The following is a 9304-nucleotide window of genomic DNA, read 5'->3' as shown; positions in this document are numbered from 1 at the left end:
GATCGCCGTCAGCTTCCGCGCTGTCGATCAGGATGTCAGCGCCCTGCCCCCGCAACGTTCCGCCTTCAAGGAGGCCTTCGCCCAGAATGGCGAAGCCAAGCCCGGCGCCATTCCCGTCCAGGCCGGTCTAGGACGCCATAATTTGCTGGATTGAGACCCACATGAATCCAATGACTTACGAGGGACCGCGGCCATTAGCACTTGGATCGAGCGCCAGAATTCGTTGGATTCGGAAAAGCTTGGGCCAAATAAGTTTGGATTGCCCATTCGGGCGGACCAATTCACTCCGGCGCTGCGGAGGTTCACGTGGCGGCGACCTCTATTGCTATCGTCTTGGGATTGGCGTCACGCGGGTTAAGCTCCGCAGGAGCTCAGCGACACGCCGGACCGAATGCCGTTCCGCTTTCCACGATCATGCCGATGATCTAATGCCGGTACGGCAAAGCCAAGGTTTCGTCGGCCCCAAGGTAACTCTGTGGTTCAAGTCCGCGACCGCCTGGCTATGACCTTGCCGCAATTCATTGCGGCGGCGATTTCGTTACGACCGTACGTTTGGGCAAACGGGGGCCGGGGAAATTTCCTGAACTGGCTTAAGCCGCGATCACATTTTCATGGCCCGATAGAAGCGCCGGCTCGTATTCGCGACCCACGTCATCAAATGCGTAAAGTTTGGTGATTCGGTTTCCATTCCATGAGAAGCGATAATGCGCCGTCTGCACCGACCGCGCCAAAACACTACCTTTGAGAATCCCGATGCATGTAGCGGAAGGACGCTCCGGAGGATGATAAACCACGCCATCGGCGTCTGTCGGTATTGTAGCGCCAATCTTCCATCTGCCTTCCCGGTCAAGGCCAATCTCGACGCCGCGCAGGTCAATGAATCGGCCTGATGCCGGAGTTTTCAACATCCGCATGTCTATACCGATCGGTGGTTCGTTAGTGCGGGCAAGGAAATTCTGGCGTCGCTCAACGGAAATGGCCAAGGCCGTTTGGGGGGAGTCGGCCAGTTCAAGACATGGCCGTTCCGGCGGAAAAAAACGTGTCCCTTCTGGATTGGAATACGCAAACGGCGCGTGGTTCCAATTTTGTAGCCGCGGGGAATCTATCTGAGGACTGTTGGTCGAAGCCGTGATTCGTTGCACAGACTTTAGCCGTGGATTGGTAATATCCTCGATTTTAACGAGTGCTTCGAATCGATCGTCCTCAACGAGCCCCTCATAGATTGACACTGGAGGGAATCTCGAAGGGATGAGGCGAAACCCGTCGCCCCTCCAATTCGCATAAGACTGTTCACCCACCGCGCTGAGCATCGAGGTACCATCTTACTTTATAAAGATCGACGACGCCGCCGCTGAGCATCACATCCAATGCACTGGCGCCATCAAAATATTGATTAGAGCGTCGCAGCCACTCGTAAGCGCGTTCGTCTACAGTGAACAGGATTTTCAGCGATTTCCATATCCCTAATATATGCGAAATTCGCTCGGTGGTGTCTGCAGGAACTGACCCACCGTCTTTTTTCCATTTGAAAAACGTCGACCGCCCAGGCGAGCCAAGCAGTTTGATTTGGTCTTCTGTGCTTAATCGCCATTTATCCGCGATCGCAAAGAAAGCCTCGAGCTCGACCGGAATCCTTGAAGGCCCGATCGCCTCCACGGCGTCGGGCGAGTTTTTCCGCATGCCATCCTCCATAGTCCAAAAATGGACTTGACAGCGATATTAGTCCACGGTCATATAGTCCGCATATGGACTGTAATTATCTTTTAGTCCGCTTTTGTCGGTTGTCAAGCCTCGCGGACGAAGAAGAGCAGGATGCAATGCGGGCTACGCCATGATCCACGACCGCGACGTCGGCATTTTCATCACGACGGGCGGCTATACCGCCGCCGCGCAGAATTTCGCGGGCGCCAAAGGCAATCTGAAACTGGTGGACGGCGTGGAATTCGTCAGCCTGATCGAGAAATATTACGACGGGCTCGACCTGAAATTCCGCAAGCAAATCCCGCTGCGCCGGATGCTGGTGCCGGACGTGCTGCCCGACGCCTGACCGCGGCGGGTCCGCGAAAACGCCAAAAGGCCGGCGAAACGCCGGCCTTCGCAAAGTCCAACAAAAAAGCTCAGTCTTCCTGGGTCTTGACCGTCAGAACCTGACGGCCCTTGTACATGCCGGTCTTCAGGTCGATGTGATGCGGACGGCGCAGCTCGCCCGAATCCTTGTCCTCGACATAGCTCGGGGCGGCGAGCGCATCGGCCGAGCGGCGGAAGCCGCGCTTCATCGGCGAGGTTTTTCTTTTCGGAACAGCCATTTCAAAACTCCAGTCCGGCCGCGGCGCCCGCCAGCAAGGGGCGGCCTGGGGCGCTCGGGGAAATTCAAGAGCGCGTCTCTTACAGGCAAAATGCCGAAAAGGCTAGACCGCGCCGGGGAAAAAAGCGCGCGCCGGCTCAGGCGAACAGATCGAGCTCGAACGCGCCCGGCACATGGCGGGGCGCGCGGCCCGGCGCGACGAGAACGGCGTCGCCGCGCAGCGCGCAACCGGCCGCCCGGGGATGGGCGGCGAGCCAGACCCGCGCCGCCCGGGAAATCCGCGCAATCTTTCGCGCATCGATGGCGGTCTGCGCGGCGGCGGCGTCCGGGCGCGCCTTGACCTCGACAAAGGCGACGAGCCCGCCGCGTTGCGCGATAATGTCGATCTCGCCGCCCGCGGCCGCATAATTCCGCGCCAGCACGCGAAAGAATTTGAGCCGCAGCCACAAAGCGGCCAAAGCCTCGGCGCGCAGGCCGAAGGCGCGCGCGGTCCGGCGCCGGCTCATTCCGGTTTCGCCGCGCCCGTCAGTTCAATGGCGCGCGCGTAGACCTTGCGGCGGGGCTGGCCGGTCTCGGCGGCGACGACGGAGGCGGCGTCCTTGAGCGAGAATTTCTCCAAAGCCGCGCGGATCTTGTCGTCCAGCGCCTCGCCATCGAGCGCAGGCGTGTCCTCGCCGGGCGGCGCCACCAGCAGCACGATTTCGCCCTTGGGCGGCCCGTCGCGCTCATAATCGGCGGCGAGGGCGTCGAGCGCGCCGCGCCGCACGGATTCGAAATGTTTGGTCAGTTCGCGCGCCACCGCCGCCTGGCGCGGACCGAGCACGGCGGCGAGATCGGCCAGGGTTTCGGCGAGTCGGCGCGGCGATTCGAAAAAGACCAGCGTGCCCGGCACGGCCGCGAGTTCGGCCGCGCGAGCGCGGCGCGCGCCGCTTTTGCCGGGGAGGAATCCCTCGAAGAAGAAACGATCGGTCGGCAGGCCGGCGACGACCAGCGCCGCCAGAACCGCCGAGGGTCCGGGCGCCGAGGTGACCGGAACGCCGGCGGCCAAGGCCTCGCCGACCAGCTTGAAGCCCGGATCGGACACCAGCGGCGTCCCGGCGTCGGAAATCAGCGCCAGCCGCTCGCCCTTCTTGAGGCGGGCCAGCAGCAGCGGCCGCATCGTCTCGGCATTATGCTCGTGATAAGCGACCAGCGGCGTCGAAATGCCGTAATGAGCGAGAAGCGTGCGGCTGACCCGCGTGTCCTCGGCGATCACCGCATCGGCGGCGGCGAGCGTCGCCAAGGCGCGCAGCGTGATGTCGCGCAGATTGCCGATCGGCGTCGCCACGACATGAAGCCCCGGCGCGATCGGCTCGGCCTCGGCGCGCAGGCCGAAGGCGACGAAACTGGCGGGAGCGAAGGAAGGAGCGGCGGGGGAAGCTTCGGCATGCGCCATGGGGCGGCTTTCGTTCGATAAAAATTACGATCGTTCTGTTTATAGAACGACCTTAGAACATCCGGGGCGGTCCGGCAAGGCTGGTCCTACGGCGCAGTTGCCAGAGCCCGCGCCCATGCCGTAAGACATCGGCGAACGGGTCTGTCAAGCCAAATGCCGTCCGGAGCGCGCCGAAGCCCTCTCGAGCGCGCGGAGACTATATTGCGCATGTCGAAAAATCATTTCGCCGCGGCGCGGCGCTCTTTCTTGCGTCTGGCTTTGTTGGGCAGCGCCGCCGCGCTGTCCGGCTGCTCGGTGACCGGTCCCGGTCCCGGCGGCCACAACGAGGCCGGCGCGCCGACGCCTCCTCCCGCAGGGGCGGATACGCTCGGAACCGGCCCGGTCAAGATCGCGCTGATCCTCCCGCTCACCCAGGGCGGCGGTCAGAGCGCGGTCGGCGTCTCCATGCGCAACGCCGCGGAACTGGCGCTGCAGGAATCCGGCGCCAATGACGTCACCATCCTGGTCAAGGACGACCGCTCTACGCCCGACGGCGCGCGCGAGGCGACCCAGGCGGCGATCGGTCAGGGCGCGGAGCTGATCCTCGGCCCGCTGTTCGCCGGCGACGTGCGCGCGGCGGCCGAGGTCGCCAAGCCGGCCGGCAAGCCGGTGATCGCTTATTCGACCGACCTCTCCGCCGCCTCGCGCGGGGTCTATCTGCTCTCCTTCCTGGTCGAGAATTACGTCGACCGGATCATCGAGTTCGCCGCCAGCCGCGGCAAGAAATCGGTCGCCATTCTCGCGCCGGAGAATGATTACGCCAATGTCGCCACCGGCGCGCTGCAGGCGGCGGCGGCGCGGCGCGACATCCGCGTCGCCTTAATCGAACGCTACAAGGCCGGCGCGGTCGAGGCCTCGGTCGCCAATATCGCGGCGCTGGGCGGCCAGATCGACAGCCTGTTCATCCCGGAACAGGCGGCGGCCATGCCGGAAGTGTCGCGGGCGCTGGTCGCCAAGGGCATCGATTCCCGCAAGGTCCAGATTCTCGGCACCGGCCTGTGGAACGACGCCCGCGTGCTCAGCCTGCCGGCGCTGCAAGGCGCCTGGTTCGCTACGCCGGAAAATTCGGGCTTCGCCGCCTTCGCCCAGCGCTATCGCGCCAAATTCGGCTCCGATCCGACCCGCGTGGCGACGCTCGCCTATGATTCCGTCTCGCTGGCGGCGGCTCTGGCGCGCACCCAGGGGTCGCGCCGCTACAGCGAGGACGTGCTGACCAACCCGACCGGCTTCAACGGCGCCGACGGCGTGTTCCGCTTCAAGCCCGACGGCAGCAACGAGCGCGGCCTCGCGGTCGTGCAGATCAACAATGGCACGACCACCGTGATCAGCCCGGCGCCGCGCACATTGTGACGGCGCGGGAAAACGGGCGGGCCGCCCGTGGTTTCGCCTGATTTTCCGCTATGATGCCGGCTGGCGAATCACGCCGCCGCGCGCAAGAATTTGACCGAGGGACATCCGCATTGGCCGCGAACGACACTCTTCCGGAGCCGAACGAAGACGAATATGGCGCCGGATCGATCAAGGTTCTGCGTGGGCTCGACGCGGTGCGCAAACGCCCCGGCATGTATATCGGCGACACCGATGACGGCTCGGGCCTGCACCATATGGTCTATGAGGTGGTGGACAACGCCATCGACGAGGCCCTCGCCGGCCACGCCACCCTCGTCACGGTGACGCTGAACGCCGACGGCTCCTGCACGGTCACTGACAATGGCCGCGGCATTCCCACCGGCCTGCATCCCGAGGAAGGCGTGTCGGCGGCGGAAGTCATCATGACCCAGCTTCACGCCGGCGGGAAATTCGACCAGAATTCCTACAAGGTTTCGGGCGGCCTGCACGGCGTCGGCGTTTCGGTCGTCAACGCCTTGTCGTCGTCGCTCAGCCTGCGCATCTGGCGCGACGGGCTGGAGCACGAGATCCATTTCGCCCTTGGCGAGGCGGTTGAACCGCTCAAGGTGGTCGGCGACGCGCCGATCGAGGATGGCAAGCCCAAGCGCGGCACGTCCGTGACCTTCCTGCCGAGCCCGGAAACCTTTTCGCATGTCGAATTCGACTATGCGACCATCGAGCATCGCCTGCGCGAGCTGGCGTTCCTCAATTCGGGCGTTCACATCGTCCTGACCGACGCGCGCCACGCCGAGATCAAGACGGAAACGCTGTTCTACGAGGGCGGGCTGGAAGCCTTCGTGCGCTATCTCGACCGCGCGAAATCGCCGCTGATCGGCAAGCCGGTGCAGATGCGCGGCGAGCGCGACGGCATTACGGTGGAAGTCGCGCTGTGGTGGAACGATTCCTACCACGAGAACGTGCTGGTCTTCACCAATAACATCCCGCAGCGCGACGGCGGCGCCCATCTCGCCGGCTTCCGCGCCGCGCTGACCCGCCAGATCACCGGCTATGCCGATAGCTCGGGCCTCACCAAGAAGGAAAAGGTCGACCTCGCCGGCGACGATTGCCGCGAGGGCCTGACCTGCGTGGTCTCGGTGAAAGTGCCGGACCCGAAATTCTCGTCGCAGACCAAGGACAAGCTGGTGTCCTCGGAAGTGCGTCCGGTGGTCGAGGGCATTGTCAACGAGGCGCTCGGCCAATGGCTGGAGGAGCATCCCTCCGAGGCCAAGACGGTCGTCGGCAAGGTGGTCGAGGCGGCCTCGGCCCGCGAGGCCGCCCGCAAGGCGCGCGAACTGACCCGGCGCAAGGGCGCGCTGGATGTCGCCAACCTGCCCGGCAAGCTGGCCGATTGCCAGGAGCGCGACCCGGCCAAGGCCGAACTGTTCATCGTCGAGGGCGATTCGGCGGGCGGGTCCGCAAAACAGGGACGCGCGCGCGAATTTCAGGCCGTGCTGCCGTTGCGCGGAAAAATCCTTAATGTCGAGCGCGCGCGTTTCGACAAAATGCTGTCCAGCGAGCAGATCGGCACGCTGATCACGGCGCTCGGCGCCGGCATCGGCCATGACGAATTCAATCTGGACAAGCTGCGCTATCACAAGATCATCGTGATGACCGACGCGGATGTCGACGGCTCCCATATCCGCACGCTGCTGCTGACCTTCTTCTATCGCCAGATGCGGCCGCTGATCGAAAACGGCTATCTCTATATCGCGCAACCGCCGCTGTTCAAGGTGAAGCGCGGCTCGTCCGAGCAATATCTCAAGGACGAGAAGGCGATGGACGATTATCTGATCGGCAATGGCGTCGAGGCCGCCGTGCTGCGCGTCGCCGATGGCGAGGAGCGCGCCGGGGCCGATCTGCGCGCTTTGGTCGACGAAGCCCGCCTGGTCCGTCAGATCCTCGGTCAGTTGCACAGCCGCTATAACCATACGGCGGTCGAACAGGCCGCCATCGCCGGAGCGCTGAAGCCGATTTCGACGCTGGGCGACGACGAGGCCGCCGCGCGCGCGCAGGAAATCGCGGCGCGTCTCGACGCGCTCGCCGATGAGATCGAACGCGGCTGGGAAGGCCGCGTCGAAAACGGCGGCTATGTGCTGACCCGCGAATTGCGCGGCGTGAAACAGGCGATCACGCTCGACGCCGGCCTGCTCGCCTCGGCTGAAGCGCGGCGGCTCGACGAACGCGCGGCCGGGCTGCGCCAGATCTATGCCGCGCCGGCGCTGCTGCTGCGTAGGGGCGACGAGACCCGCATCAGCGGCCCGAGCGTGCTGCTCGACGCCGTGCTCGCCGCCGGCGGCAAGGGCGTGACCCAGCAACGCTACAAAGGCCTTGGCGAGATGAATCCCGAACAGCTCTGGGAAACCACGCTCGACCGCAACGCCCGCTCTCTGCTTCAGGTGAAGATCAAGGAAGGCGACGAGGCGGAGGATCTGTTCGTCAAGCTGATGGGCGACATCGTCGAGCCGCGCCGGGAATTTATTCAGGACAACGCCCTGAACGTCGCCAATCTCGACGTGTGATCTGATCTTTTTCGCGATACGCCAATTAGCCCCGAAGCGCGACCTCCGGCGCTCCACGGTGATCGACCGCCTGCGCGGCGCGCATCGTGTCCGGCGACAGGGCGCCGGTGAAAATATAATCGGCCGTCTGGCGCGCGAGCGACGGCGCCAGCAGGAAGCCGTGACGGAACAGGCCGTTGATATGGATGGCGCCGCCACGAACAAGGATGCGCGGGAGATTGTCGTGGAAGGCCGGCCGCAGATCAGAGCCCGTCTCCGTGATCGCCGCCTCCGCAAAAGCCGGATGGATCGCATAAGCCGCATTGATCAGTTCGACGACCGAACGCGCCGTGACGCGCGCGCGCTCCTCGTTCTCGATCTGCGTCGCGCCGATCATGAAACGATTTTCCTCGCGGGGAACGACATAGACCGGATGACGCGGGTGGAGCAGACGAATCGGGCGCGAGATATGCAGTTCTGGCGCGGCGAGCACCATCATCTCGCCTTTGACCCCGCGCAGACCCGGCACATTCGCCTTGGCGGCATAGCCGGTGCAATCGACGATCCAGTCCGGCTCGCCCCCAGCTTCGGCGGCGTCGGTCCCGAATCGCAGGCGCACATTCGCCATGGCCGCGAGACGGCGCGCCGTCATCTCCAGCGCGACGCGCGGATCGAGATGCGCCTCGCGCGGAAAATAGAGCGCGCGTGAAAAGCGTCCCGCAAGGTCGGGCTCCAGCTCGGCGATCCTGTTTGCGCCGATCTCCTCGAATTCACGCGCGCGGCGCGCGAAGTCGCGCAAGGCGGCGAGATCGCGCGGCGTCGCGACGACGAGGCTCCCCCGGGTCTGCGCGACGGGAATTTTCCGGGTCCAGAAATCCAGCGCCTCCAGACCGAGGCGGCAGACCAGCGGCTCGGCGGATTCCAGCTCGCACCAGGGCGCGACCATGCCGCCGGCATACCAGGAGCAGCCGCGTCCCGGCCCGTCCTCGCGCTCGATGAGTTCGACCTCGGCGCCGCGCGACGCTAGTTCATAGGCGGCGGTCAGGCCCGCAACGCCCGCGCCGATAATTCTGACACGCATATCCCCTCGCTGGTCATGCGATCCGTCACGCGGAAAAAGAATGAACGCGCATCACGCCATCCCTCCGCCGGCATGATCCGGATCAGGTCAAAAGGGTCGTCGCGTCAGCCCGCGCTCCGGCGACCTCTCAGCCTCGTTGCGAGGCTCCCCTTGGCGACCGCCATTAGCTGAAACGAAAGCGCGGCCGTCAACGGCTTGCGACCCGCGAAGCCAATGCAAAAGCGCTGCAATTTGCGCTCGCGCAAACAAGCGCGCCGGCGCCGCTTTTTCCATGGGATCGGATCGTTATGATCTTCCTTGCCGGTCCGCTTTGGGACGCCGGCCTGTCGCGCGACGTCCGTCGCTATCGCCTTCGCCGACATTCGCGCCACCGGCTTCCCCCCGAAAGTCGCTGGCGCGAACTGGCGCCTTACGTCGCTACGTCGCGCCATTTCGGAATCCGGGAACAAGCCTGATGCGCCAGCGCGCGGCGCCGCCGCCCTTCGCCCTGCTTTTCCCTCTGGCCGCCCTCGACGCCATCGCCGTCGGCTTCGGCTGGCTCGCCGCTTTTTCCGAAC

Annotated in this window: 9 protein-coding genes and 1 riboswitch; of the genes, 3 read left to right on the top strand and 6 right to left on the bottom strand. The window is 64.6% G+C overall.

The window, feature by feature from the left end; all coding sequences use genetic code 11:
* Positions 1 to 590: 590 nt before the first annotated feature.
* Together ACE3S9_RS09990 and ACE3S9_RS09985 are read right to left on the bottom strand one after the other, a co-directional pair.
* Positions 591 to 1229 carry an RES family NAD+ phosphorylase gene (locus ACE3S9_RS09990; protein ID WP_374546309.1) on the bottom strand — a complete coding sequence of 213 codons (639 nt, stop codon included), beginning with the start codon at positions 1227 to 1229 and terminating at the stop codon, positions 591 to 593.
* A gap of 61 nt (positions 1230 to 1290) precedes the next feature.
* A complete protein-coding gene (locus ACE3S9_RS09985) occupies positions 1291 to 1680 on the bottom strand; it encodes an antitoxin Xre/MbcA/ParS toxin-binding domain-containing protein (protein WP_374546308.1) in 390 nt (129 codons plus the stop codon).
* Positions 1681 to 1831: 151 nt separating this feature from the next.
* On the opposite strand from ACE3S9_RS09985, the gene ACE3S9_RS09980 reads away from it, so the two are divergent.
* A complete protein-coding gene (locus ACE3S9_RS09980; protein ID WP_374546307.1) occupies positions 1832 to 2047 on the top strand; it encodes a restriction endonuclease in 216 nt (71 codons plus the stop codon).
* A 70-nt stretch (positions 2048 to 2117) separates the two neighbouring features.
* Here ACE3S9_RS09980 and rpmF read toward each other — a convergent pair whose 3' ends face one another.
* The 3 genes from rpmF to rsmI all read right to left on the bottom strand — a co-directional run bounded on the left by rpmF (position 2118) and on the right by rsmI (position 3740).
* Positions 2118 to 2306 carry a 50S ribosomal protein L32 gene (gene rpmF, locus ACE3S9_RS09975; protein WP_374546306.1) on the bottom strand — a complete coding sequence of 63 codons (189 nt, stop codon included), beginning with the start codon at positions 2304 to 2306 and terminating at the stop codon, positions 2118 to 2120.
* 136 nt (positions 2307 to 2442) lie between these two features.
* On the bottom strand, positions 2443 to 2811 hold the full coding sequence (locus ACE3S9_RS09970) for a YraN family protein (RefSeq protein WP_374546305.1): 369 nt from the start codon (positions 2809 to 2811) through the stop codon (positions 2443 to 2445).
* A complete protein-coding gene (rsmI, locus tag ACE3S9_RS09965) occupies positions 2808 to 3740 on the bottom strand; it encodes a 16S rRNA (cytidine(1402)-2'-O)-methyltransferase (protein WP_374546304.1) in 933 nt (310 codons plus the stop codon). The genes ACE3S9_RS09970 and rsmI overlap by 4 nt, the downstream gene beginning before the upstream one ends.
* Positions 3741 to 3947: 207 nt before the next feature.
* Here rsmI and ACE3S9_RS09960 point away from each other — a divergent pair, with 207 nt between their 5' ends.
* Positions 3948 to 5129 (top strand): penicillin-binding protein activator, encoded by a 1182-nt coding sequence (locus ACE3S9_RS09960; RefSeq protein ID WP_374546303.1) that lies wholly within the window; start codon positions 3948 to 3950, stop codon positions 5127 to 5129.
* Between the two features lie 50 nt (positions 5130 to 5179).
* Complete coding sequence (gene gyrB / locus ACE3S9_RS09955; RefSeq protein ID WP_374546302.1) at positions 5180 to 7687, top strand: DNA topoisomerase (ATP-hydrolyzing) subunit B; 2508 nt, start codon at positions 5180 to 5182, stop codon at positions 7685 to 7687.
* 25 nt (positions 7688 to 7712) lie between these two features.
* Here gyrB and ACE3S9_RS09950 read toward each other — a convergent pair whose 3' ends face one another.
* A complete protein-coding gene (locus tag ACE3S9_RS09950; RefSeq protein ID WP_374546301.1) occupies positions 7713 to 8747 on the bottom strand; it encodes an FAD-dependent oxidoreductase in 1035 nt (344 codons plus the stop codon).
* A gap of 42 nt (positions 8748 to 8789) precedes the next feature.
* Positions 8790 to 8908: riboswitch (TPP riboswitch) on the bottom strand.
* Positions 8909 to 9304: the final 396 nt, after the last annotated feature.

The sequence above is a fragment of the Rhodoblastus sp. genome, assembly GCF_041915505.1.
In the GTDB taxonomy this organism is placed as follows: Bacteria; Pseudomonadota; Alphaproteobacteria; order Rhizobiales; family Beijerinckiaceae; genus Rhodoblastus.
This window is presented reverse-complemented; position numbering and strand designations above follow the sequence as displayed.

Excerpts from the sequence above, each read along its gene's own strand:
- gyrB (WP_374546302.1), top strand. The coding sequence starts at position 5,180 with ATGATGCCGGCTGGCGAATCACGCCGCCGCGCGCAAGAATTTGACCGA.
- ACE3S9_RS09970 (WP_374546305.1), bottom strand. The coding sequence starts at position 2,811 with ATGAGCCGGCGCCGGACCGCGCGCGCCTTCGGCCTGCGCGCCGAGGCT.
- ACE3S9_RS09960 (WP_374546303.1), top strand. The coding sequence starts at position 3,948 with ATGTCGAAAAATCATTTCGCCGCGGCGCGGCGCTCTTTCTTGCGTCTG.
- rsmI (WP_374546304.1), bottom strand. The coding sequence starts at position 3,740 with ATGGCGCATGCCGAAGCTTCCCCCGCCGCTCCTTCCTTCGCTCCCGCC.
- rpmF (WP_374546306.1), bottom strand. The coding sequence starts at position 2,306 with ATGGCTGTTCCGAAAAGAAAAACCTCGCCGATGAAGCGCGGCTTCCGC.
- ACE3S9_RS09980 (WP_374546307.1), top strand. The coding sequence starts at position 1,832 with ATGATCCACGACCGCGACGTCGGCATTTTCATCACGACGGGCGGCTAT.
- ACE3S9_RS09985 (WP_374546308.1), bottom strand. The coding sequence starts at position 1,680 with ATGCGGAAAAACTCGCCCGACGCCGTGGAGGCGATCGGGCCTTCAAGG.
- ACE3S9_RS09950 (WP_374546301.1), bottom strand. The coding sequence starts at position 8,747 with ATGCGTGTCAGAATTATCGGCGCGGGCGTTGCGGGCCTGACCGCCGCC.